Here is a 23,379-nt window from a genome sequence, read left to right as displayed (position 1 = left end):
TCAAATTGAGGACATCATGGCATTTGATCCCCAACCTACCCGCTCTGGCTACGGTTATTCTATTTCCCCGATGACCGAAGCTGATCGCGATGCCCTCTACCATGCTGCGTCGGATCCTGTGACTTGGGCAGGGCACCCCGCCAGCGACCGCTACAAGCGCGAGGTCTTTGATCCGTATTTCGATAGCCTTCTTGCGAGCAAGGAAACGGTCATTCTCCGCACGGAACAAGGGGAAGTCATTGGCTGTTCTCGTTACTATCCCGCCCCCGATGTGCCCAACAGCATTTCCATCGGCTATACCTTTATCGACTGCAAATATTGGGGTGGCGCGACCAATCGGGCGTTCAAGCGGCTGATGCTGGAGTATGTTTTCGAAATCTTCGACGAGGTTTGGTTGCATATTGCGCCATCAAATATCCGCTCCCAAAAAGCGAGCGTGAAAATCGGTGCGAGGTGGCGCTATGACGCTGATCTCTCTTTAGGCGACGGCGCCGTGCAACCGTGGAAATGCTACACGGTCTCTCAGGCTGACTGGAACGCGGCTTTGCCGTCGGGAAACAGCTAAAAATGCGTCTCGGCATCATCGTCCTGATTTTGGCCTACGGAATGAGCCAGTTCTTCAGAGCTTTCATGGCGGTTCTGGCACCGACCTTAACCGCCGAAACTGGCGCAACTGTCGAACAACTCGCCACGGCGTCTGGTGTTTGGTTTCTGACATTTGCAGCAATGCAGATCCCGATCGGCGAAGCTCTCGACCGTATTGGACCAAAACTGACTGCCGCTGTCGTGTTTGCAGTTGGAGGTGCTGGGGGCGCCGCATTGTTTTCAATGGCGACCGCGCCGTGGCACATCACGGTTGCGATGGGCCTCATCGGGATCGGCTGCGCTCCAGTCCTGATGGCCTCATACTATATCTTTGCCCGCACCTATTCGCCCGCCGCGTTCGCCTCACTTGCCGCGATGATGGTGGGGCTAGGGTCACTAGGGAATATTATGAGTTCTGCGCCGCTTGCTTGGGCTATTGAGGCATTCGGCTGGCGGCCTACAGTGCTGGGGCTAGCGGCACTGACGCTCTCAATCGCGGTCCTGATCGTAGTAATTGTCGAAAACCCAGAACGCGTCACGCACAGCCAAAAAGGAAGCGTGATGGATGTTCTAAAGATACCAGCACTCTGGCCGATCTTATTGTTCTTGATGGTGATCTATGTGCCGTCTGCAGCGTTGCGCGGCCTATGGTCAGGCCCCTATCTGCAATCGGTTTTCAACGTCGACGGCGCAGTCATCGGAAACGTGACCTTTTTCATGGCCATCGCGATGATCATTGGCAGCTTTGCCTACGGTCCATTGGACCGCGTATTTGGCACACGGAAATGGATTGTTTGGGTCGGGAACTTTATGGGGATGCTGGCATGCGTCGCCCTCGCGATTTGGCCAGACCAAGGACTACTCAGCGCAACGATCCTGCTCTCTGCAATTGGCTTCTTTGGCGCGTCTTACCCAATGATCATGGCACATGGACGCGGGTTCCTTCCACCGCACCTCGTTGGTCGCGGGGTAACGCTTATGAACCTGTGCTCTATCGGCGCGGTCGGCCTCATCCAAACCTCAGCAAAGCCACTCACCGCCGCACTTTGGAGCGGGACGACGACAGCCGCCGAATCCTACAGCAGGCTTTTCGCCTTTTTCGCCGCCCTTTTGGCAGCAGGTTTGATCGTTTATCTCTGGTCAAAAGACACAAAGGACTAGTGCGGCTTTATCGACCTCTTCCACTTGGCCCCCTTTGCAGCTATACGCCCCACTGGTTAAACCAAGGAGAAGCCAATGGGCTATAAAGTCGTCGTCGTTGGCGCCACGGGCAACGTGGGTCGCGAAATGCTCAATATCCTCGCTGAACGCGAGTTTCCGGTTGATGAAATCGCCGCTCTGGCCAGCCGTCGATCGCTGGGCACCGAAGTGAGCTTTGGCGACAAGACCCTTAAGACCCAAGACCTCGACACGTTTGATTTCGCAGGTTGGGACATTGCTCTGTTTGCAATCGGTTCTGACGCGACCAAAACCTACGCGCCCAAAGCGGCAGCATCGGGTTGCGTTGTCATCGATAACTCCTCGCTTTACCGCTACGATCCAGACGTTCCGTTGATCGTTCCCGAAGTGAACGCTGACGATGTCGTTGGCTACACAAAGAAAAACATCATTGCGAACCCGAACTGCTCTACCGCGCAGATGGTTGTCGCTCTGAAACCGCTGCACGACCGCGCTAAGATCAAACGCGTTGTTGTTTCGACATACCAGTCGGTCTCTGGCACGGGCAAAGAGGCAATTGACGAGCTTTGGGACCAGACCAAGGGGATGTATGTCCCGGGTCAAGAGGTCGCTCCGTCGGTTTACCCGAAGCAAATCGCGTTCAACGTGATCCCACACATCGACGTGTTCCTCGACTCGGGTGACACGAAAGAAGAGTGGAAAATGGTCACCGAGACCAAAAAGATCCTCGACAAAAACATCAAACTGACTGCGACCTGCGTGCGCGTTCCTGTTTTCGTCGGTCACTCGGAATCGATCAACGTTGAGTTCGAAGAATTCCTCGATTGGGAAGAAGCGACCGACATCCTGCGCGAAGCACCAGGCATCATGGTTATCGATAAGCGTGAAGCTGGCGGCTACGTCACTCCGATCGAATGCGTAGGCGACTATGCGACCTTCATTTCCCGCATTCGTCAGGACGTTACCGTTGAGAACGGCATCAATTTCTGGTGCGTCTCGGACAACCTTCGCAAAGGTGCTGCGCTAAACGCTGTTCAGATCGCAGAAGTCCTCGGTCAGCGCTGCCTGAGAAAAGGCTAAGCGCCACGCTATATCATAATGAGAGGCCGGCCTTTTGGGTCGGCCTTTTTTCGTTTCAGATCGAATCAAATGTGCCATCAGCTAAGACCCTGATCTCTCAGACAGAATAAGAACGGACGTTCTCTGCCCCGATCCGGCAAACACCCCCTACAATTGAATAGGGTGGCCCTACCCACGTCCCTCACTCAGCCACCCCTACGCGCAGATGAATTTATTAAACATCCTGAGGTAGATTAACCCTGAGGCGAGCATGTCCCAACCATTGATCGCCTCAGTCAAGACGAACCTTCTTCTGTCCGGTGGCAAGCGTGTCCCAATCCTCGCTTGCTGCCGGATGTGAAGCACCCCGCCAAAGCCCAGCTCGGGCCGCAGCCACCAGTCACAACGGATCACTGATCCACAACACAGGACGAAAACGATGTTACTTGTGATGAAAGCTCGCCAACGTCGCCGTGCGGCATTGCTTGCCAGATACCGCAAATTGATTGCGTCACGGCCTGTCGTACTGCGCGGCGTTACCGCTATTTAAGGGAATTTCCCCTGACGTAGAAAAGGCGGCCCTTAGGTCGCCTTTTTCATTAAACAGCTACGAATTTCTTCGACGCGGGGTCGTAGGCATCCAACGTGCCGTCGCCGATATTGTTCCAAAGTCCGTGCAACGTCAGCATATCGTCATCGAGAGCCTTTTTCACAAACGGGAAGGTCGCGAGGTTCTCCAAACTGACCAGAACGGCCTCTTTCTCCAGTGCAGTCGTACGATCTTCGTCTGGCAGTTCGCGAACACGCTCAAAGCCGGGGCGCAACAGGTTGAGCCATGTGCCCACGAAAGAGGTTTTGTCTTCGAGCTCAGGCGCATGCCCCATGCACATCGCCTCGCATCCAGCCACGCCACCGCATTGAGAGTGACCCAAAACGATCACATGCGCGACTTTTAGCGTTGTCACAGCATATTCGACCGCGGCAGACGTGCCGTGGTGATCGCCATCGGGATTATACGGCGGGACAAGGTTTGCGATGTTGCGGTGGATAAAGAACTCGCCCGAATCTGCACCAAAGATCGACGTCACATGAACGCGGCTGTCACAGCACGAGATGACCATGGCTCGCGGGCGTTGCCCTTCATCAGCCAGTCGCCGATACCACGCACGGTTTTCGGTATACGAGGTCGCTTTCCAACCTTGGTAGCGGCGCACCAAGTAATCCGGCAGTGGTCGAACGAATTCCATCTTTTCTCCCTTTCTGAACGGTTTCACAAATAGGCGGCATTTTCCCGAATTTCGAGACATTTTTCATTCTGCTGTAAACCAGTTGCCAATCGCCTCTGGGTAAACCCAACCCATGCAAGATCCGTTTTCATATAGGCTTGATGCTATGCCGAGGTCACAGCGCGTTGTCCGCCTTGTGCCACGACACCAATGTTTCTCTGTTAGCTTAACCCTCGATCGCATCTTGCAGGATTGCGACGATGAAGAGGCCGAAGCCAAGTTGATCGAAACCTTTGAGCATCTGGATCGGCTCCTTGTTTCAATTGAGAAATTTTATAAGGCGGGTGCCCATGCGGCCTTGCCGGACCTAGCAAACGTTTTAGCTAAACGCCTCATAGAAATCGGACTTGGGGACGCCGCTTTGATCGCAGGTCACATTGCAGAATGCGCACGTCGGCCAGATTTAATAGCGCTCAGCGCCGTCATCGCGCGGCTGGAACGAACTGTCCAATTTGCAGCACACAGCATATTTGGAGAGGTCATGGGACCAAAGCAGCCTTGATACCGCAACGGACTCAGATAATGTCATCTAAAATTTTAGGAGATGCATCTTGACCTCTTCGCGAAATGACTCTCACCCAATTCCCACATGGGTGGTATCGCCAGAAAGTTGGGCAAGTTTTTCTGCCAACCTGTCGCCAGTCGCCCTCAGCTGGGCAACTCAGCACGGGTTCAATGGAGGCGCTGGTCAAGCCGTCATCGTCCCGAACGAACACGGTGAAGTCAGCCTCGCACTCCTCGGCGCGGGCGATGAAAAAGCAAAGATCAGACAGCGTTTTATCGTCGGCGCCGCTGCGGCCAAACTCCCCAAAGGCACTTACAAACTAGAAGGCCTCGAAGGAGACGATCTTTTTGAAGCCGCACTTGCGTGGGAACTCGAGGCTTACAGGTTTAGCCGCTACAGGACCCAATCCGAAATGCCGGCGCTTCTCGCCCCCAATGAAGCGATAAATGGCGAAAGACTGGCCGCGTTTGTAAACGCTGAATACCTCACCCGCGACCTCATCAACACGCCAGCGAGTGACATGGGCCCAGAGGAACTGGAGCAAGCCACACGCGATCTCGCCCAGAAATTCGGCGCGCGCGTCCAGTCCGTCGTCGGAGACGATCTACTGACCGAGAATTTCCCACTGATCCATGCCGTTGGGCGTGCTTCGCCTCGTGCGCCGCGGTTGATCGAGATGAATTGGGGCACAAAGGGACCCCGCTTAACTCTCGTCGGTAAAGGGGTCTGCTTTGACACGGGTGGCCTCGACATCAAACCCTCTGCATCAATGGGATTGATGAAAAAGGATATGGGCGGCGCGGCAACCGTGCTGGGCCTCGCATATATGATCATGTCGCTCAATTTGCCGCTGCAGCTACGGGTCCTGATCCCCGCCGTTGAGAACTCGGTCGCCGGCAATGCATTCCGCCCGCAAGACGTCTTGCCAAGCCGCAAAGGGCTCAGTGTTGAAGTCAACAACACCGACGCTGAAGGTCGATTGGTCTTAGCCGATGCACTCGCATATGCGGCAGAAGATGAACCCGATTTCCTTGTGTCCATGGCCACACTCACTGGTGCCGCTCGGGTCGCTGTTGGTCCAGACCTCGCACCGTTCTACACCGATGACGATAAGGCGGCGGACGCGCTAACGCGTGGTGGTAAGGCACTGTTTGATCCCGTCTGGCGGATGCCATTCCATGCGCCATATGAATCTCTGATCGAACCAGCGATCGCGGATTTGGACAACGCCCCCTCGGGCGGCATGGCCGGATCGATCACAGCGGCATTGTTCCTTCGTCGTTTTGCAAGCCCCGCCTACATGCATTTCGACATCTATGGATGGCAACCAACTGCAGCCCCTGGACGGCCCAAAGGTGGCGCAGGCCAAGGCGCGCGGGCGTTGCTACACGCGTTGAACGATATTCTGGACCTCTGACATGTCAGACCGCCGCACGACTGCCGTAAATGAGCGCGTGGCAGCGTCCCATTTGCTTGGCACTGTCCAGGCGCCAGAGTTCGTCGATGGTGAAATCACTTATGTCCAGCGTCCCGTTGTCGATCTTTTGGACATTCCAGGGGGCAAGCGGGATCGACAACTTTTGGCTGGCACCAAGGTCACAGTATACGAGGATTTGCACGGCTGGTCGTTCGTTCAGTCTGATCTCGACGGCTACGTCGGCTACGTCCTTAGTTCTGCGCTAAACCAAACATGGCGACCGACACATCGCATTGTGACGAGATCAACTCACGCCTATCGCGACGCGAATATGAAATCGACGGATCTCCACCGTCTATCTTTGGGCGCGGAAGTCCCAGTTGAAACCTTCGTAGGTGAATTTGCCCATACCCTTCTCGGCTACATCCCTACTTCGCATTTGCGACCTCGTGACGAGTACGAAACTGACACCGTCGCCGTTGCAACACGATTGCTCGGAACGCCTTATCTATGGGGTGGCAACTCTGCGGACGGCATTGATTGTTCGGGCCTCGTTCAAATGGCTCATCGGCTTTGCGGGCTGCCCTGCCCTGCCGATAGTGACCAGCAACAGGCCGCTATGGGAAACTCGGTCGATGACGCCCCGCAAAAAGGCGACCTCTTTTTCTGGCGCGGCCACGTGGCACTAGTCGCGGACTCTCAACGGATCATTCACGCAAACGCCCATCACATGGCCGTTGCCTATGAACCGATCAAAGATGCCCTAGAACGGATCGGACCTGTAACTGCGCATAAACGGCTGTAGTCAATCAACCGCTCGGATCAATTTCCGTTCGAGCACTGATAAAACGGCTTTCAGGTCGTTTCCGCGTTTCAGCACTTGCCCCTCGGCTCCAATGACAGCGTATTGGCCCTGCTTCAAACGTAGCTTTGGTCGCTTTTCGATACGATACAGTGGATGCTCTGCCGTGCGCCGAAAAACAGAGAAAATGGCGACCTCACGCAGGCACGATAACCCATAGTCCCGCCATTCACCGGCTGCGACGAACCGACCATATAACCCGAGGATCGGCGCAAGCTCTGTGCGGTGGAAGGCAACCTGTTCTGGCTGCGCAGCAAAAGACGTGGGTATTTGTATCGTCATAACGGTAAGATTTGCTGCAATTTCGTTACAAATCAAGCATGCCTTGATGTTGCCCAGAAATTACCCCGCAAAGGTCCTCGACCGGCAAAAGTCGCGCCGCAATCATTGCGCATAACCAACCTATGCAAAGTGCTACGGCGCGGCGATGTTTAGCCCCCACCCAGTTCGCCGCGTCGGACACCTTGCGAAGAATAGGTCCCCGCATCCCCAAGATGCGGGGTTTCCTGTTTCTTCACAAAGCCTACCCGCAGAAAATCCGTGTCAGCGTGCCATCCTCGCCGACTTGGAAATTCAGACGCTCGGCACGATAGTCCATGGTCATCATGGAATGTGGACGCAACACGCGGACCTGCCGCAGGATCAATACACCCTCAAGCACCGTCGCATCGCGTCCGATCAGACCGCCATACTGAGCACCACCACAGGTATCTTGGGCCACATCTGGGAGGGCTGGCAGTTTAGATGTGCCAACATCCTGACAGGCCGAAAGAAACATTGAGGACACAATAATAGAAAAAACCAATCGGGTCATTTTTGTCATTTTCATCATCTAGTTCACTTCAATCATCCGCATCCACATTCGAACCGAAAAAATACCGTTGAATAGGACTTTAGCATCGTTCACCTTTGCGGAAATTGCAAAAAGGGAGGTTTCGCATGCGCACCCGTGCAGCAGTTGCCGTAGAAGCCGGCAAACCACTAGAGATTATGGAAGTGAACCTCGAAGGCCCGAAAGCGGGCGAGGTCCTGATTGAAGTCAAAGCGACGGGCATTTGTCACACTGACGAATTCACGCTTTCTGGCGCGGACCCAGAGGGGCTTTTCCCTGCCATTCTCGGCCACGAGGGCGCTGGTGTCGTTCTCGAAGTTGGTCCGGGCGTGACCAGCCTCAAACCAGGCGATCACGTTATCCCGCTCTACACGCCAGAATGTCGCGAGTGCGAATACTGCCTCAATCCAAAGACCAACCTATGCCAGTCGATCCGTTCGACCCAAGGTCAGGGCCTTATGCCCGACGGCACATCGCGGTTCTCGATGCTCGATGGCACGCCGATCCTGCATTATATGGGTTGCTCGACCTTCTCGAACCACACAGTTCTGCCTGAAATTGCACTGGCGAAAGTTCGCCCTGATGCGCCGTTCGACAAGATTTGCTACATTGGGTGTGGCGTCACGACGGGTATCGGCGCGGTTATCAACACCGCAAAAGTCGAAATCGGCAGCCGCGCAATCGTCTTTGGTCTTGGTGGCATCGGCCTCAACGTAATTCAGGGCCTCCGTCTTGCAGGCGCAGACCAGATTGTAGGCGTTGATCTGAACCCTGACAAAGTACCCATGGCGACCCGCTTTGGCATGACCGACTTCGTGAACCCTACAGAGGTTGACGGTGATCTGGTGGCCTACCTCGTTGCGCTGACCAAAGGTGGCGCGGACTACACGTTTGACGCAACAGGCAACGTGAACGTCATGCGAACCGCATTGGAATCGGCGCACAAAGGCTGGGGTGAATCGATCATTATCGGCGTGGCACCTGCTGGCGCAGAAATCAGCACCCGCCCGTTCCAGCTTGTCACTGGTCGCAGCTGGCGCGGCACCGCATTTGGTGGAGCTCGAGGCCGCACTGACGTGCCGAAAATCGTCGATTGGTACATGGACGGTAAGATCGAGATTGATCCAATGATCACCCACACGATGCCCCTCGAAGACATCAACAAAGGCTTCGACCTGATGCATGCGGGTGAATCGATCCGTTCGGTCGTGATATTCTAAAACACAAAAGCCCCGCTTCTAGCGGGGCTTTTCATTTGTTCAGTTGGCGATCTAGGCCCCGTAGCGGGCCATGAACATCTCAACGGCTCCATCAACGACACGCGCCTTGTCAGCCTCAGCGACAGGCACATCGTGTAGAAACATCACGCGATCCATCAGTTCAACTTTGCATAGAGCCTGAAACTGATCGGCGGCTAGCTCAAAATCTTGGATCTTTAGTTCACCGCGCTCAACGTACTGCTTTAGAAAAAAGACAATGCGGGAACGAACTAGCGCTGGGCCACAATCGTAAAACTGACGACCCACTTCGGGAAACCGCTCGGATTCAGCCATGCACATCCGGTACATACGCGTGTTGAACGTCTGAGACATGATAGTGATCATCTCATACCCAGCAAAGCGCAGAACGTCGCGCGCAGGCAGAGAAACGTTCACTTTGGCCGTCGCCGTATCCGCTTGAACCGCGCATTCGTTCCGCGCAACCTCCATAAACAAGAGGCGTTTGTCAGGGAAATAGCTGTAAAGCGTTGCCTTTGACACGCCTGCGGCTTTCGCGATGTCATCCACGCTTGCGCCGTCAAAGCCGTCTTTGAGGAATATCTCGCGGGCACCTTCAAGGACCTGCTCGAACTTACGTCCTCGTTTAATTTCCTGACTGTCGTCGGGCATGATGCCTCCGTCTGAACCGAGCCACATTATAAACCGCTCGGTTCAGATCAAACAAGGCATCGCCTTATTCTTGAGCGCAAACGCCAGCTTGTAGCGACGTGGCATCGAAACAACCTTGCGTCGTCTCAGGCGCAGGGTTCTGCGGCCACGTCAGGTTCGGGAATTGCATCGGTCCACCCATCGCTAAGACAGGCGAAGAGACGAACATCAGTGTGGCAGCGGTAAGGGCAGGAAGGAGTTTCATATCAGACCTCATAACTGGGATGAGTCGATTTCTAAACTAAACTGTTTGGTTTTGTAAATACAAAAATGAACCGATCAGTTCAGTTCGTGCGGCAACTGGTCTCCGTTGCACCTGCCTCAGAAAGGTCTAGGGTGGCCTCAATCAGAGAATGGAGCGATCAATGATCCCCGGGTTTTCAGGCCGACGCCGCTTTTCCGACCTCAAAGAGCAAGAAATTCTGGCCCTCGCCATTTCCTCGGAAGAGGATGATGCGCAGATTTATCGCATGTATGCCGAACGGCTTCGGGCGGACTTTCCTGCCTCCGCGGCGATCTTTGATGGCATGGCAGCAGAAGAAGATGACCACCGCCGTCGATTAATCGACGAACATGAACGTCGGTTTGGCGGTGTGATCCCTCTCATCCGTCGTGAACACGTTTCCGGATATTACGCGCGGCGCCCGATTTGGCTGGTTGAAAACCTAGGCCTCGAAACCATGCGGTCAGAAGCAGCTGCAATGGAGAAACAAGCCGAACGGTTCTACCTTGCAGCAGCCAAGCGCACCTCGGATGCGGGCACACGTAAATTGCTGGGTGATCTCGCCGCGGCCGAGGCCAATCACGGAGAGTCGGCGGTCACGCTCGAACAAACGCACCTGACGGAAACGACGCGCGACGAAGAAGCAGACGAAGCCCACCGCCAGTTCGTTCTCACGTGGGTCCAGCCTGGCCTTGCGGGTCTCATGGACGGCTCGGTTTCCACCCTCGCGCCAATCTTTGCGACGGCTTTTGCGACGCAGAACACGCATACGACTTTCCTCGTTGGTCTCGCGGCGTCTATCGGCGCTGGTATCTCGATGGGCTTTACCGAGGCCGCATCGGATGACGGTCAAATCTCGGGCCGAGGTTCCCCAGTGAAGCGCGGCATCGCGGCAGGCGTGATGACAACTTTGGGCGGTCTTGGACACGCGCTACCCTATTTGATCCCGCATTTCTGGACCGCGACTATGATCGCCTTCGCCGTGGTCTTTGTTGAACTGTGGGCCATCGTTTGGATTCAGAACCGCTATATGGATACGCCGTTCTTGCGCGCCGCGTTCCAAGTGGTCCTTGGCGGTGCGCTTGTGTTTGCAGCAGGTGCCTTGATCGGCGCGGGATAGATCACACCGAATTTTGTCGATCATAGCGGCGAGGGCTGTTCCTTGGCTTTAGGGGACGTTAAGACGGAGCCGAACCCAGAGGAGCATACCATGACCCGACCCAAACCCGTTGTTCTGTGTATTCTGGATGGCTGGGGCAATGGCCCTGACGCGACTGCTAACGCACCTGCACTCGCAGACACACCCACCTTTGACCGCATCATGGCAACCTGCCCCACGGCAGAGTTGATCACCCACGGTCCTGATGTCGGCCTCCCCAGCGGGCAAATGGGTAATTCCGAAGTCGGTCACACAAATATTGGCGCAGGCCGTGTCGTTGCTATGGACCTAGGCCAGATCGACCTTTCGATGGAGGACGGTTCCTTTGGCAAAACCGAAGGCATCTTGACCTTCATTACCAAGTTGAAAGAAACAGGCGGGCAGGCTCATTTGATGGGTGTCGTCTCGGACGGCGGCGTTCACGGTCACATCGAACACATCATTGCATCCGCGAAGGTTCTGACCGACGCGGGCCTTCCGGTCGTCCTCCATGCGATCACTGACGGGCGCGATGTTGCACCGAAATCGGCAGACGTTTTCATGGCTGATCTCTTGGCGCGACTGCCCAAAGGCTGCACCGTTGCGTCGGTCACTGGTCGCTACTTTGCCATGGACCGCGACAACCGTTGGGAACGTGTGTCGACCGCGTATCGTGCGATGGTCGACGCCAAAGGCGCGTTCACCGCGCCGGACGCGGCAACCGCTGTTGCAATCGCATTTGCCCGCGGCGAAACCGACGAATTCATCCAAGCAACCGTGATCGAAGGATTTACTGGTGTTCAATCTGGCGACGGGTTGTTCTGTTTGAATTTCCGTGCCGACCGCGCCCGCGAAATCCTTGCAGCCATGGCACAGCCAGACTTTTCTGGGTTTGATCGCGGCGCGCTGCCGCCGTTTGCAGCGCGACTGGGCATGGTCGAATATTCCGTCGATCACAACGCATGGTTCGAAACCGTGTTCCCCAAACGCAAGATTGTAAACACCTTGGGTGAATGGGTTGCAAAGCAGGGTCTGACCCAGTTCCGACTGGCAGAGACCGAGAAATATCCGCACGTCACGTTCTTCCTAAACGGCGGCAAGGAAACGCCCGAAATCGGTGAAGACCGCTTTATGCCGTTGTCGCCGAAGGTTGCGACCTATGATCTTCAGCCAGAGATGTCAGCGCCCGAGGTGACAGCAAAATTCGTCGAAGCGATCGAACAAGGTTACGACCTGATCGTCACCAACTACGCAAACCCTGACATGGTCGGACACACTGGCGACCTGCAAGCCGCGATGAAAGCCTGCGAAGCCGTCGATCAAGGCTTGGCTAAAGTTGTCGAAGCCTTGGAAAAAGCTGGTGGCGCGATGGTGATCACGGCGGATCATGGCAACTGCGAAATGATGATCGATCCAGAAACAGGCGGCGCACATACCGCGCATACACTGAACCCAGTTCCAGTGGCCGTCTTTGGCGGGCCCAAAGGTGCGACGCTGCGCAATGGACGTTTGGCTGACCTCGCACCAACCCTGCTGGACCTGATGGAACTTCCGCAGCCCGAAGAAATGACTGGACAGAGCCTGCTCATCCGATGATCCGCACGACCACTCTCGTCCTATCGCTATGGACTGGAACTGCCTTTGCTGAGGCAGATCCGGGCCAAGCAGCCCTTGCTGCCGCGGCACGGATCGAGGGTGCAAGCGTTATGCTCCAAGAGGCCGACACAGCGCGCGACAGGGTGTCCGCTCTGACTGAAACGGTCAAAGCCTACGAGGACGGCCTCGTCGCTCTTCGCGCGGGGCTTCGCCAAGCCGCCATTCGGCAAGAAGCGCTCGAGACCGAACTGGACGCAAAATCGGATGAAGTCGCGCAATTGCTCGGCGTTCTGCTTTCAATGGGCCGTGCACCTGCGCCAGTGCTGTTGCTGCACCCAAGCGGGCCGACGGGAACAGCGCGGTCAGGTATGATCCTCGCAGATGTGACCCCTGCCCTGCAACAAGACGTCACCAAACTGCGCTCTCAACTCGAAGAAGTCGCACTGTTGCGCGATCTGCAGGACAACGCAGCCGATAAATTGCGCCAAGGGCTGGACGGAGCTCAGACCGCTCGCGCCTCATTAAGCGCAGCAATATCCGACCGCACCGACCTACCGCAGCGTTTCACCGAAGACGCTATTCAAACCGCGCTCCTCATTTCCTCTGCCGAAACACTCGATGCGTTTGCGAGCGGTCTGAATGACACCATTGGTGAGGAAATGGACATTCCATCGCCCGACGCACTGTCGATGCGGGGCAACATCCCGCTCCCTGTCCAAGGACGTATCCTTCGTGGCTTTAACGAAGAAGACCTCGCAGGAATTAGCCGCCCGGGGGTCCTTTTGGCGACGCAGCCACGCGTGCTCGTCACAACACCTGTCGCAGCCACGCTACGGTTCAAAGGACCGCTGCTTGATTATGGAAACGTAGTGATAACGGAGCCCGCCGCAGACATCCTTTTTGTTTACGCGGGCCTCGCTGAAACGTTTGGCCAAGTGGGTGAAGTCCTGCCCGCTGGATCACCGGTCGGCATGATGGGTGGAGATTCACCCCTAGTTGACGAGATTTTGACCGATTTAGAGAACGGATCAGGCATTCGGGCCACGGAAACCCTTTATCTTGAGGTACGAGAAGGGCAATCTCCGGTAGACCCCGCGATCTGGTTCGCGATGGAGTGAGGTATACTATGAAGAAATTCGCCATTGCGGCAGCGTCGGGCACCATTCTTGGTCTTCTGGCTACAACGCAGATCGCTGGCCCCTTGATCGCTCAAGAGGCAGACCGCAATTCAACGGTCTATGAACAGCTTGATCTGTTTGGCGATATTTTCGAACGCATCCGCGCGCAGTACGTCGAAGAAGTCGATGAAACCGCGCTGATAGAGGCGGCGATCAATGGGATGCTCACATCCCTCGACCCGCACTCCAGCTACCTATCCCCCGATGCTGCCGCAGATATGCGCATTCAAACCTCGGGTGAATTTGGTGGCTTGGGGATCGAAGTGACCCAAGAAGAAGGCTGGATCAAAGTCGTCTCCCCGATGGATGGAACGCCAGCGGATGCTGCGGGCATTCTCTCGGGCGACTTTATCACGCAAGTCGATGGCGAGAGCCTTTTGGGCCTCACACTGGATCAAGCGGTTGACCTGATGCGTGGTCCTGTCGGGTCCGAGATCATCCTAACCGTCGTGCGGGAAGGTGAAACAGAACCCTTTGAAGTCTCGATCATCCGCGACACCATCAAACTCACGGCTGTTCGCGCAAGGACCGAAGGCGATGCTGTCGTCCTCCGCATCGCGACCTTTAGCGGTCAGACCTACGACGACCTTGTCTCTGGCTTTGAGGCTCAGATCGAAGAAGCTGGCGGCAAGGAGAACGTCAGCGGCGTTATCCTTGATCTGCGCAACAACCCTGGCGGCTTGCTTGACCAGGCGATCTATGTGTCTGACGCGTTCCTTGATGCTGGTGAAATCGTATCGACCCGCGGCCGCAACGCGGCTGACGGCGACCGCTACAATGCGACGCCAGGTGACATCACTGATGGCATGCCCATCGTTGTTCTGATCAACGGCGGTTCTGCATCCGCATCGGAAATCGTATCAGGTGCGCTCCAAGATCACCGCCGCGCGATCGTGGTCGGCACCAAATCGTTTGGCAAAGGTTCGGTACAAACCGTCATGCCGCTGCGCGATGATGGCGCAATGCGTTTGACAACAGCACGTTACTACACGCCGTCGGGCCGCTCGATCCAGTCGCTCGGCATCCAACCAGACATCATCGTTCAACAGCCGCGCCCGCGCCCTGCAGATGAGGTAACCGAGGATACACCAAACATGCGGTCCGAAGCAGACCTGCGCGGCGCGCTGAACAACGATAGCCTGACCGAAGACGAAATCCGCCAAATCGAAGAAGACGCAGCTCGCGCCGAAGCAACGGCAGCCCTTCGCGAAGAGGATTACCAGTTGGCCTACGCAATCGACATCCTTCGAGGATTGAGCGCACTAGGCAATCGCGAGTAATTTCGCGCTCTTCTAAACCCAAGGGCAGCACCTAATCGTGCTGCCCTTTTTCGTTTGTCTGCTTGGCCTTATGGTGGCCGCGCGATAGACTTTGCCAAACCGTTGAAAGGCTCCTCCGATGACCCCTGAACAGATTGCTGCACTCCCCTACCGTCCTTGCGTGGGCGTTATGCTTGTCAATCAAGAGGGGCGGATTTTTGTCGGTCAACGCAACGACCGCGATCAAGATGCGTGGCAAATGCCACAAGGCGGCATCGACAAAGGTGAAGACCCACGTGACGCCGCCTTGCGCGAGCTGTGGGAGGAAACGGGCGTTACATCTGACCTCGTGACCGTCGATGCCGAAACCGAAGGCTGGGTTGCCTATGATTTGCCGCATGATGTGGTCCCGAACATTTGGAAAGGCCGTTACAAAGGGCAAGAACAGAAATGGTTCCTGCTGCGCTTCAACGGATCAGATGATCAGGTCAACATCGCGACCGAGCATCCAGAGTTCACCCAATGGAAATGGATCGATCCCGCTGACGTTGTGGCCTCCATCGTCCCGTTTAAACGTGCCGTTTATGAACAGGTGCTTGCTGAACTCGGCCCCAAAATCTAACGCAGTCGTTCAAGCATATGGAGCGTTGGGCGCCCATCCGCAGGTAACCCCACGCTGCTCTGCCATGCCCTAAGAGCTGCCCTAGTCTGCGGTCCCGGCCTGCCGTCTACAGACCCAGCGTTAAACCCCGCAGCATTCAGGTGTCGCTGCAATTCTGCAGCCTCAGCAGAGGTCAAACCACGATCGCCACGGGGCCACGACGCAACAAACGGACCGCCCCCTGCAATACGGTCTGCCAAATGCCCGACGCCGATCACATAGGCCTCGGATGCGTTGTAGCGCTCAATCGTTCGGAAATTCGCGAATGTCATCAGCGCGACGCCACGCGCGCCTGCTGGCAAAAGTAACCCTGCCGACCCGTAATCAGGAACTGCTCGCCCATCGACACCAACAACACCTTGCTGCGCCCATTCTGACGGCATCCGCATGGTGCTGCGTCCCGCATGAGCAAAATTGAAAGTGGATGGCAAACGCACCTCGACGCCCCAAGGCATTCCCCCTCGCCAATTGAAGCGCGCCAAGTAAGCAGCCGTCGATGCTAGAGCGTCAGTCGGATCATCGGACCAAATATCCCGCCGTCCATCACCGCGAAAATCGACGGCATAAGCCTCAAAGCTTGTCGGGATGAATTGAGTATGACCCATCGCGCCGGCCCAGCTGCCCACGAAATCTCGTTGCCGAACATGGCCAGCCTCAAGGATGCGCAGCGCTGCCATCAGCTGTTGCTCAAAGAACCGACCGCGCCGTCCGTCATAAGCAAGAGTGGCCATTGCTTCTATCACTGGAATGTCACCGCGACGGGCGCCATATGCGCTTTCCATCCCCCAAATCGCACAAACGATCGCAGCGGGAACCCCGTAACGATCCTCAATCTCGGCCAACAGACGGCGATTGTCGCGGAACGCCCTGCGTCCATTAGTGACGCGGCTCTCCGACACAACAAGGTCGAGGTAGTCCCAAATCTCGCGCTGAAACTCCGCCTGATTGCGATCCCGCTCGACCACTTCGGCGTTATAGCGAACGTTTGCAAAGGCCGCGTCGATGGTTCGTTGGGATATACCCCGCGAACGCGCTCGTGATTTGAAACTGGCAACCCAGCCGTCAAAACCGCTTTGCGCATAGGCCAAACTCGGCACAGACAAAGCACCCAAAACCATCGCGCGACGGGACAAAACCATAGGACTACTCACACCTTGAAACCTAGCTTCAAGGTAGATCACTCCTGAAAACTTACAACAAAAGCCTCAGAGACCTGCGAGATTACGCCGATCTACTTACGCGTTCGTTTCACCTTACGGCGCACCTTATCGGCTTTCTTCTTGGCAGCGTTCGCTTTGCGTCGAACAGGTCGGCCACGGCCACCGCGCATTGGGCCCTTCGGCATGATGAAGTCATCGATCGAGATAATTTCGCCGACAAGACCACCGGAAATCGGCGCGGCTTCGGTCAATTTCAGAGTGACCCGTTGGCCAAGGCCGATGACCATGCCCGACTGCGACCCAAAGAGCTGTTGGGCTTCGGCATCATAGTGGAAAAATTCGCTCCCGAGTGAACGCACAGGCACCAGAACGTCTGCGCCAGTTTCATCTAATTTCACGAAAACGCCAAACTTTTGAATGCCACTGATACGGCCAGGTAGCTCCGTCCCAACGCGGTCTTTCATAAACGCGGCGAGATAACGGTCAGTCGTATCGCGCTCAGCGATCATCGAACGGCGTTCGGTATCGCTGATTTGCTGCCCCGTCGCTTCGAGCATTTCGATGTCCCAATCGCTGAGACCATCATTGCCCCATTTATGCGTCTTGATCAGAGCACGGTGCACGATGAGGTCGGAATATCGACGGATCGGCGAGGTGAAATGCGCATAGTTGCGCAGTGCCAAGCCAAAGTGACCAAAGTTATTCGGCCCGTAATAGGCCTGCGTCATCGACCGCAGGGTCGACATGTTAATCAACTCATCCTGCGGCGTACCTTCAGCCTGACGGAGCAGTTGGTTGAGGTGGCGGGTCTGCAAAACCTGACCTTTGGCCAGCACCAGACCGCTTGCTTGTGCGACCTCACGTAGGCTGTCCAGCTTTTCGGGGCTTGGTTCTTCGTGCACGCGGAATAACAACGGCGTGCGGTGTTTGATCAGTTCTTCAGCGGCGGCAACGTTCGCCAGCACCATGAATTCTTCGATCAATTTGTGCGCATCGAACCGTTCTTTGAACGCGATCGACGTGACCTCGCCCGCGTCATTCAACACGATCTGACGTTCAGGCAGGTCCAATTCGAGAGGCTGACGCACCGCACGCGCCTTCTTCAACGCTTCATAGGCGGCGTAGAGAGGCTTCAAAACGGGCTCGAGGAGCGGACCTGTTCTCTCATTCGGCATGCCGTCGATGGCGGCTTGTGCCTCTTCATAGGCCAAAGAGGCCGCCGACCGCATCAATCCGCGCACGAACCTATGGCTGATCTTTCGTCCCTCAGCATCGATCCGCATCTCGACGGCCATACAAGCGCGATCAACGGCTTCATGCAGCGAACATAGATCACCCGACAGACGGTCAGGCAGCATCGGGACAACACGATCAGGGAAATAAGACGAGTTTCCGCGCTTACGCGCCTCACGATCCAAGGCGGAGTTCGGGCGCACGTAATAAGCGACGTCGGCAATCGCGACCCAGAGATAGAAACCGCCTTCGTTGTCGGGATCACTATCTGGAATTGCTAGGACCGCGTCATCCCTGTCGCGAGCATCGGCTGGGTCAATAGTGACAAGCGGCAGATGACGCAGATCGGTGCGGTCCTTGAGTTCCGCTGGCTTAACGCTGTCCGCTTCCGCGATCACATCGTCAGGAAATGCGTCGGGAATGCCGTGTTGGTGGATCGCAATTAGACTGACCGCTTTGGGTGCTGATGGGTCACCCAGTCGGTCAATAATGCGCGCTTTTGGCAGGCCAAGCCGCCCTTTTGGGCCGCTCTGCTCTGCTTCGACCAATTCGCCGTCCTTGGCCCCTGCGGTCGCGCCCTCTGGAACGATCCATTGTTTGTCGGCTTTTTTATCGATGGGGACTATACGGCCACCCTCGTGGCTCTGCCGAAATACACCGACAATCCGCAACGGGTTTGTCCCAACCCGACGGATCATGCGCGCAGTGTAATCGTAGTCCTCGCCTTTAACCTCGGTCATCCGACCCAAAATTCGGTCGCCAGGTGCCAAAGCGGGATCCGTATCGCGCTGGATCATGAGGATGCGCGGCATCGCACCATCACCACGCCACTCAAGCGGACGCGCCCACAGGTCACCGTTGTGATCAGGGTCGATCACTTGGAGCACCGCAACGGGCGGTAGTTTTTCAGCGTCGCGATACGACGACCGACGCTTGGTCAGCGCACCTTCATTTTCCAACTCTCGCAAGAGGCGTTTGAGATCGATCCGCGCAGAGCCTTTGATGCCAAAGGCCTTAGCGATATCGCGCTTAGCTGTGAGGGTCGGGTTCGTGGAAATCCATTCGAGGATTTCCTCTTTTGAAGGAATACGTGTCATGCGACAGCCCTAACACCAGACGGGGCACAGCGCACCCGCCTTCTTTGATGAAACCTTACTCTGGTCCCGATCTAACGTCTTGCGAAAGTCAGGGATCAGCCGAAATAATCGTTCAGAATTCGGGTGTAGATGGATTTCAACTGACCGATCTGGTCAACCGCGACACGTTCATCCACCTGATGCATTGTTTTCCCGACAAGGCCGAACTCGACCACGGGACAGTGATTTTTGACAAACCGCGCATCCGACGTGCCACCCGAAGTCGATAGCTCGGGTGTTTTGCCCGTCACAGCCTGAACCGATTTTGACACCAGATCCGACAACTCACCCGGAGGCGTGACAAAGCTTTCGCCCGAGATCTTCACGCGCATATCGACTTTGACGCCGAACTCTACGGCGATCTTATCGGCTTCGCCCTGCATCCAAGCGGTCAGGCTTTCACCGGTATGAAGGTCGTTGTAGCGAATGTTTACCGCAGCGCGGGTCTGCGCAGGGATCACGTTCGTCGCGGGGTTGCCCGTGTCGACTGTGACGAAAGCCAGCGTCGATGGATCAAAGTGATCGGTGCCACTGTCCAACTCATGCGACGACATACGGTCAACCAGCCGCGCCAGCGCAGGGATAGGATTGTTCGCGCGATGCGGATAGGCCGAGTGACCTTGAACGCCTGTCACAGTGAACCATGCCGTCAGCGATCCGCGGCGCCCAATCTTCATCATTTCGCCCATTTCGTTCGGGCAGGTCGGCTCACCAACCAGACAGACCGACATGGATTCACCCTGCTGATCCATCCAATCCAAAAGAGCGACCGTGCCATCATCGGCATCACCCTCTTCGTCACCTGTGATGGCGATCGCAATCGCGCCATCGGGCGGCGTTTGTTTCACAAAATCAATAGCCGCAGCCACGAATGCCGCAACGCCAGACTTCATATCCGTCGTACCGCGACCATACATGAACCCGTCTTTGATCTCTGCGCCAAAAGGATCAACGGTCCAGTCGTCCCGATTACCCAATGGTACGACATCCGTATGACCATTGAACCCGAACGTGCGGTTCGCCCCTTTACGGCCCCATCGCGCGTATAGGTTCGAAATTCCGCCACGGTCCACGCGCGTGCAGTCAAATCCAGATGCACTCAATAGCTCTTCGAGCAGCACCAAAGCGCCACCTTCGGCGGGCGTCACAGAGGGACAGCGGACAAGTTGAGCGGTAAGATCAACGGGATCGATAGGTGCAGTCATGAGCGTCTCCTTTGCACCAGCCCTACCCAAGCCCCAAAGGCGATGCAATCAGGCGAATGTGGCGACTGGAACACAAAAATGCCACATGGGTAAATTTACCTATACAAAAGTGTTAACAAAAAATCTTTGCACAGGTTATGGTTGTCGCAAAATAGAGACCCGAGGCAGGGCAGACCCCAAGATGGTCAGTGGCGAGCAGTAAAGCCACATTTATAGAGTTCGGATTTTGTGTCCGTCTTGAAGCATGCGCTGACCTTGGCAGAGAGCTGAGGCAAAAATGGTTAGTGGAGTCGAAATCGGTTACAACACCGGTGCGAGCGCCATGCAGATGGCCGAAACAATTTTCGGCGATGGCGTCACAGTGGTGTCCGCCTCCTACACGGGCGACAACAGGTCATCTGCGATCTACACAAACGGTGATCTCACTGGCGGTGTCGCGCCGTCAGACACGGGTGTCATCCTGTCTACGGGTCAAGCCTCCAGCTTTACCACGTCGAACCGATGGCAATCGAACACATCCACCAGCACCACAACGAACACGTCTGGCGTCAACAATGACGCCGACTTCAACGCGATTAGCGGCGGTTCGACCTACGATGCGGCTTGGCTAGATGTAAGCTTTATCCCGACAGGCGACACACTAACGCTGAGCTTTGTTTTCGCGTCCGAAGAATTTCCAGAATACACCACGTCATCGTTCAACGACGCCGTGGGCGTATGGGTCAATGGTGTCCACGTTCCCCTATCGATCGGGGACGGCACGACCTCTGTGAACAACGTAGGTGGACCGACGGGTTCCAACCTTTACGTCGACAACACCCAAGACCAATACAATACGGAAATGGATGGCTTTACCGTCACCATGACTCTGAACATTCCCGTCGATCCCAACATCTTGAACACGATTAAGATCGGGATCGCGGACGTTGGTGACAGCAGCTACGACTCAAACATCCTGATCGCTGCGGATTCAGGTCAAACGACCCTCATCGCCGTGACTGATGATGTGTCGATGTATGCCAACGGAACCAAAACGTTTGACCTGCTTGGCAACGATACGAACGCCACCTCAGGCACCCTTCAGATCACAGAAATCAACGGTGTTCCGGTTACGGCAGGCAGCACACTCACACTGACAACAGGCCAAACGATCACTTTAAACGCTAACGGCACAATCACGGTTGTTGCCGATAGCGACGGGGAAGCAGTCAACTTTACCTACCAAGTTGACGCCTTGGACGGTTCGACTGTCGTCGGAACTTCGACGGGTATAGTCAACCTTGACGTTATTCCCTGTTTTGTCTCTGGCACGTTGATTTCCACAACGCGGGGTATGGTGCCGGTCGAAGACCTTTCCATTGGTGACATGGTCCTCACCATGGACGAAGGCCCGCAGCCTTTACGCTGGATCGGCAATCGCGAAGTCGAAGCCACAGGGAAAATGGCACCCGTCCTGATCGAAGCGAATGCAATCGGTGAGCACGACGCGTTAATGGTATCACCGCAGCACCGTGTTCTCATGCGGGACCCGCTGGCCGCACTGCTCTTTGGCGAAGAAGAGGTGTTAGTCAAAGCGCGCGATTTGGTGAACGGATCAACCATTCGCCACGTTGAAGGCGGAACGGTCACCTACCACCACATCCTGTTTGACCGCCATCAAGTCGTCTATTCCGAAGGGCTTCCGACAGAGAGTTTCCACCCCGGCCCGCAGGCAACAAATCAATTCGACCCAGAAGTGCTCGAAGAAATTTGCACGCTGTTCCCAGAATTGACGCCAGAGACTGGAATGAAACACGGCCCTGCCGCGCGACTTTCGCTAAAATCGTATGAGGCTCGCCTCCTTGCAGAGGCCGCTGCATGAGTTGGATCGGCCTGCGCGATCACAACGGTACCCAGCGGTTTCACCCCAGTGGGTTAATCGGTGATCGAACCAAGGGGAGACGGGTTTCAGCCGATGCCCCGATCGCCAAGGGCACGCTGCTTATCGAAACCATCCACGACCCCGACAAGGTCAGGCGGAATATGTTGCGGTTTGCGGCGAATACACCTTGGCACAGCGCCCTAAGGCTGACGCTGGACCCCGATGGGACCTTGCGGTTGCTGATGGCGCAGGGACAGGTCACCGCAGATTTTGCGTTGAAAACCGACCTACATACCCACAAAGGCACCGCCGCAATCTGGTTCACATGGGACGCACCAGCCCGCAAGGGTCTGTTGGCTGTCCTAACCTCGACCAATGAGTTCTATTGCTGTGATCTCTTTGCCCCGATCCCGCTGTGTTTTCGGGATGCGGACCGCATTTGCATACATCCCCAAGCAACCCAGCTGGACGCGGCAACTACATTCGTTGCGATTGCCGATAGCATCGAACCTGTCGGGCCGCCCGCGACCCTCTCGGGCCAATCGATCATCGAAACACCCAACGGCCACGTCCGTTTTGAAACACTGAAACCAGGGGCAACGGTTGTCACTGCAGATGGAGAAACGGCTCAGATCCGATCAATCGCCACGCAAACGCTGCCTGCCCGCGGTATGTTCACACCACATATTATTCGCGCACCCTATTACGGAGCGAGAACCGATTTAATCATCGGTCCACGCCAGCATGTCGAACTCGGCGGATCAAAAATCGAATACCTGTTCTTGACAGAATATGTGCTGACTGAAGTTGGCCACCTGACAGACGGACGCGAGGTTCTGGCCACCAGTCAGAGCGATCTTGTGACGTATTACCATGTCATGCTCGACCGCCATGACGTCCTCGAACTTACAGGTGTTCGTCTGACCAGCCTCGACCCTGCACCATTCCGCCAAAACGCTGCAATGCGTCAGCACGGCATCCTGCGCGACGTGCCACAGGAATTGCTACCGACAGGCCCATCAATTGACCTGCAGCATCTCAGAAATTTCGAAGCTGTATTGATCCCGAACCGCTAG

General features: G+C 55.9%; 22 protein-coding genes. 14 read left to right on the top strand and 8 right to left on the bottom strand.

The features are described from left to right. Positions 1 to 16: 16 nt before the first annotated feature. The 3 genes from AC07ED_RS15605 to AC07ED_RS15595 all read left to right on the top strand — a co-directional run bounded on the left by AC07ED_RS15605 (position 17) and on the right by AC07ED_RS15595 (position 2,844). Positions 17 to 565, top strand: a complete 549-nt coding sequence (locus AC07ED_RS15605; RefSeq protein ID WP_211096411.1) for a GNAT family N-acetyltransferase — start codon at positions 17 to 19, stop codon at positions 563 to 565. Positions 566 to 567: 2 nt separating this feature from the next. After that, positions 568 to 1,746 (top strand): MFS transporter, encoded by a 1,179-nt coding sequence (locus AC07ED_RS15600; protein ID WP_105236012.1) that lies wholly within the window; start codon positions 568 to 570, stop codon positions 1,744 to 1,746. Between the two features lie 75 nt (positions 1,747 to 1,821). Continuing rightward, the gene (locus AC07ED_RS15595) at positions 1,822 to 2,844 is read left to right on the top strand and encodes an aspartate-semialdehyde dehydrogenase (protein WP_105236013.1); all 1,023 of its coding nucleotides are present in this window, start codon (positions 1,822 to 1,824) and stop codon (positions 2,842 to 2,844) included. A gap of 578 nt (positions 2,845 to 3,422) precedes the next feature. Here AC07ED_RS15595 and AC07ED_RS15590 read toward each other — a convergent pair. Beyond that, positions 3,423 to 4,070 (bottom strand): carbonic anhydrase, encoded by a 648-nt coding sequence (locus tag AC07ED_RS15590; RefSeq protein ID WP_105236014.1) that lies wholly within the window; start codon positions 4,068 to 4,070, stop codon positions 3,423 to 3,425. Positions 4,071 to 4,329: 259 nt separating this feature from the next. On the opposite strand from AC07ED_RS15590, the gene AC07ED_RS15585 reads away from it, so the two are divergent. Genes AC07ED_RS15585 through AC07ED_RS15575 form a run of 3 tightly spaced genes read left to right on the top strand, consistent with a single transcriptional unit; the run spans position 4,330 to position 6,836 of the window. After that, entirely contained in the window at positions 4,330 to 4,611 is a 282-nt protein-coding gene (locus AC07ED_RS15585) for a hypothetical protein (protein ID WP_478242414.1), read from the top strand. A 49-nt stretch (positions 4,612 to 4,660) separates the two neighbouring features. Continuing rightward, complete coding sequence (locus AC07ED_RS15580) at positions 4,661 to 6,031, top strand: leucyl aminopeptidase family protein (protein ID WP_478242413.1); 1,371 nt, start codon at positions 4,661 to 4,663, stop codon at positions 6,029 to 6,031. Position 6,032: 1 nt separating this feature from the next. After that, complete coding sequence (locus AC07ED_RS15575; protein WP_105236017.1) at positions 6,033 to 6,836, top strand: C40 family peptidase; 804 nt, start codon at positions 6,033 to 6,035, stop codon at positions 6,834 to 6,836. Here the strand turns inward: AC07ED_RS15575 and AC07ED_RS15570 are convergent, their stop codons facing one another. Further along, complete coding sequence (locus tag AC07ED_RS15570; RefSeq protein WP_105236018.1) at positions 6,837 to 7,175, bottom strand: DUF2794 domain-containing protein; 339 nt, start codon at positions 7,173 to 7,175, stop codon at positions 6,837 to 6,839. It abuts the gene before it with no gap. A gap of 241 nt (positions 7,176 to 7,416) precedes the next feature. Continuing rightward, positions 7,417 to 7,716: an I78 family peptidase inhibitor gene (locus AC07ED_RS15565; RefSeq protein WP_211096412.1), complete on the bottom strand. Its 300-nt coding sequence runs from the start codon at positions 7,714 to 7,716 to the stop codon at positions 7,417 to 7,419. Positions 7,717 to 7,832: 116 nt separating this feature from the next. Between AC07ED_RS15565 and AC07ED_RS15560 the strand changes: the two genes are divergently transcribed. Next, entirely contained in the window at positions 7,833 to 8,945 is a 1,113-nt protein-coding gene (locus AC07ED_RS15560) for an S-(hydroxymethyl)glutathione dehydrogenase/class III alcohol dehydrogenase (protein WP_067547314.1), read from the top strand. A 51-nt stretch (positions 8,946 to 8,996) separates the two neighbouring features. On the opposite strand, the gene AC07ED_RS15555 is transcribed toward AC07ED_RS15560, so the two are convergent. Both AC07ED_RS15555 and AC07ED_RS15550 read right to left on the bottom strand, forming a co-directional pair. Further along, positions 8,997 to 9,614 (bottom strand): TetR/AcrR family transcriptional regulator, encoded by a 618-nt coding sequence (locus AC07ED_RS15555; RefSeq protein WP_105236020.1) that lies wholly within the window; start codon positions 9,612 to 9,614, stop codon positions 8,997 to 8,999. Between the two features lie 64 nt (positions 9,615 to 9,678). Then, positions 9,679 to 9,858, bottom strand: coding sequence for a hypothetical protein (locus tag AC07ED_RS15550; protein ID WP_105236021.1), 180 nt, complete (start codon positions 9,856 to 9,858; stop codon positions 9,679 to 9,681). A 160-nt stretch (positions 9,859 to 10,018) separates the two neighbouring features. On the opposite strand from AC07ED_RS15550, the gene mbfA reads away from it, so the two are divergent. The 5 genes from mbfA (at position 10,019) to AC07ED_RS15525 (ending at position 15,669) form a co-directional block, all read left to right on the top strand. Beyond that, entirely contained in the window at positions 10,019 to 10,996 is a 978-nt protein-coding gene (gene mbfA / locus AC07ED_RS15545) for an iron exporter MbfA (protein WP_105236022.1), read from the top strand. Between the two features lie 90 nt (positions 10,997 to 11,086). Continuing rightward, positions 11,087 to 12,610, top strand: a complete 1,524-nt coding sequence (gene gpmI, locus AC07ED_RS15540) for a 2,3-bisphosphoglycerate-independent phosphoglycerate mutase (RefSeq protein ID WP_105236023.1) — start codon at positions 11,087 to 11,089, stop codon at positions 12,608 to 12,610. Then, complete coding sequence (locus AC07ED_RS15535) at positions 12,607 to 13,728, top strand: murein hydrolase activator EnvC family protein (protein WP_105236024.1); 1,122 nt, start codon at positions 12,607 to 12,609, stop codon at positions 13,726 to 13,728. Before gpmI ends, AC07ED_RS15535 begins: the two co-directional genes overlap by 4 nt. Positions 13,729 to 13,736: 8 nt before the next feature. Then, a complete protein-coding gene (locus AC07ED_RS15530; RefSeq protein ID WP_105236025.1) occupies positions 13,737 to 15,068 on the top strand; it encodes a S41 family peptidase in 1,332 nt (443 codons plus the stop codon). Between the two features lie 118 nt (positions 15,069 to 15,186). Then, positions 15,187 to 15,669 (top strand): RNA pyrophosphohydrolase, encoded by a 483-nt coding sequence (locus AC07ED_RS15525; protein WP_105236026.1) that lies wholly within the window; start codon positions 15,187 to 15,189, stop codon positions 15,667 to 15,669. Here AC07ED_RS15525 and AC07ED_RS15520 read toward each other — a convergent pair. The 3 genes from AC07ED_RS15520 to dapE form a co-directional block, all read right to left on the bottom strand. Next, positions 15,666 to 16,847 carry a lytic murein transglycosylase gene (locus tag AC07ED_RS15520; RefSeq protein ID WP_105236027.1) on the bottom strand — a complete coding sequence of 394 codons (1,182 nt, stop codon included), beginning with the start codon at positions 16,845 to 16,847 and terminating at the stop codon, positions 15,666 to 15,668. The two genes, AC07ED_RS15525 and AC07ED_RS15520, sit on opposite strands and share 4 nt — an antisense overlap. A gap of 92 nt (positions 16,848 to 16,939) precedes the next feature. Further along, positions 16,940 to 19,198: a ribonuclease R gene (gene rnr, locus AC07ED_RS15515; protein ID WP_105236028.1), complete on the bottom strand. Its 2,259-nt coding sequence runs from the start codon at positions 19,196 to 19,198 to the stop codon at positions 16,940 to 16,942. A gap of 95 nt (positions 19,199 to 19,293) precedes the next feature. After that, a complete protein-coding gene (gene dapE / locus AC07ED_RS15510) occupies positions 19,294 to 20,442 on the bottom strand; it encodes a succinyl-diaminopimelate desuccinylase (protein ID WP_105236029.1) in 1,149 nt (382 codons plus the stop codon). A 277-nt stretch (positions 20,443 to 20,719) separates the two neighbouring features. Here dapE and AC07ED_RS15505 point away from each other — a divergent pair, with 277 nt between their 5' ends. Next, complete coding sequence (locus AC07ED_RS15505) at positions 20,720 to 22,303, top strand: Hint domain-containing protein (protein WP_105236030.1); 1,584 nt, start codon at positions 20,720 to 20,722, stop codon at positions 22,301 to 22,303. After that, positions 22,300 to 23,379, top strand: a complete 1,080-nt coding sequence (locus AC07ED_RS15500; protein ID WP_105236031.1) for a Hint domain-containing protein — start codon at positions 22,300 to 22,302, stop codon at positions 23,377 to 23,379. Before AC07ED_RS15505 ends, AC07ED_RS15500 begins: the two co-directional genes overlap by 4 nt.

The sequence above is a fragment of the Aestuarium zhoushanense genome, from assembly GCF_056431045.1.
This window is presented reverse-complemented; position numbering and strand designations above follow the sequence as displayed.

What these genes read in the sequence shown, in the direction of transcription:
- AC07ED_RS15605 (WP_211096411.1), top strand. Translation starts at nt 17, where the DNA reads ATGGCATTTGATCCCCAACCTACCCGCTCTGGCTACGGTTATTCTATT.
- AC07ED_RS15600 (WP_105236012.1), top strand. Translation starts at nt 568, where the DNA reads ATGCGTCTCGGCATCATCGTCCTGATTTTGGCCTACGGAATGAGCCAG.
- AC07ED_RS15595 (WP_105236013.1), top strand. Translation starts at nt 1,822, where the DNA reads ATGGGCTATAAAGTCGTCGTCGTTGGCGCCACGGGCAACGTGGGTCGC.
- AC07ED_RS15590 (WP_105236014.1), bottom strand. Translation starts at nt 4,070, where the DNA reads ATGGAATTCGTTCGACCACTGCCGGATTACTTGGTGCGCCGCTACCAA.
- AC07ED_RS15575 (WP_105236017.1), top strand. Translation starts at nt 6,033, where the DNA reads ATGTCAGACCGCCGCACGACTGCCGTAAATGAGCGCGTGGCAGCGTCC.
- AC07ED_RS15570 (WP_105236018.1), bottom strand. Translation starts at nt 7,175, where the DNA reads ATGACGATACAAATACCCACGTCTTTTGCTGCGCAGCCAGAACAGGTT.
- AC07ED_RS15565 (WP_211096412.1), bottom strand. Translation starts at nt 7,716, where the DNA reads ATGACAAAAATGACCCGATTGGTTTTTTCTATTATTGTGTCCTCAATG.
- AC07ED_RS15560 (WP_067547314.1), top strand. Translation starts at nt 7,833, where the DNA reads ATGCGCACCCGTGCAGCAGTTGCCGTAGAAGCCGGCAAACCACTAGAG.
- AC07ED_RS15555 (WP_105236020.1), bottom strand. Translation starts at nt 9,614, where the DNA reads ATGCCCGACGACAGTCAGGAAATTAAACGAGGACGTAAGTTCGAGCAG.
- AC07ED_RS15550 (WP_105236021.1), bottom strand. Translation starts at nt 9,858, where the DNA reads ATGAAACTCCTTCCTGCCCTTACCGCTGCCACACTGATGTTCGTCTCT.
- mbfA (WP_105236022.1), top strand. Translation starts at nt 10,019, where the DNA reads ATGATCCCCGGGTTTTCAGGCCGACGCCGCTTTTCCGACCTCAAAGAG.
- gpmI (WP_105236023.1), top strand. Translation starts at nt 11,087, where the DNA reads ATGACCCGACCCAAACCCGTTGTTCTGTGTATTCTGGATGGCTGGGGC.
- AC07ED_RS15535 (WP_105236024.1), top strand. Translation starts at nt 12,607, where the DNA reads ATGATCCGCACGACCACTCTCGTCCTATCGCTATGGACTGGAACTGCC.
- AC07ED_RS15530 (WP_105236025.1), top strand. Translation starts at nt 13,737, where the DNA reads ATGAAGAAATTCGCCATTGCGGCAGCGTCGGGCACCATTCTTGGTCTT.
- AC07ED_RS15525 (WP_105236026.1), top strand. Translation starts at nt 15,187, where the DNA reads ATGACCCCTGAACAGATTGCTGCACTCCCCTACCGTCCTTGCGTGGGC.
- AC07ED_RS15520 (WP_105236027.1), bottom strand. Translation starts at nt 16,847, where the DNA reads ATGGTTTTGTCCCGTCGCGCGATGGTTTTGGGTGCTTTGTCTGTGCCG.
- rnr (WP_105236028.1), bottom strand. Translation starts at nt 19,198, where the DNA reads ATGACACGTATTCCTTCAAAAGAGGAAATCCTCGAATGGATTTCCACG.
- dapE (WP_105236029.1), bottom strand. Translation starts at nt 20,442, where the DNA reads ATGACTGCACCTATCGATCCCGTTGATCTTACCGCTCAACTTGTCCGC.
- AC07ED_RS15505 (WP_105236030.1), top strand. Translation starts at nt 20,720, where the DNA reads ATGGTTAGTGGAGTCGAAATCGGTTACAACACCGGTGCGAGCGCCATG.
- AC07ED_RS15500 (WP_105236031.1), top strand. Translation starts at nt 22,300, where the DNA reads ATGAGTTGGATCGGCCTGCGCGATCACAACGGTACCCAGCGGTTTCAC.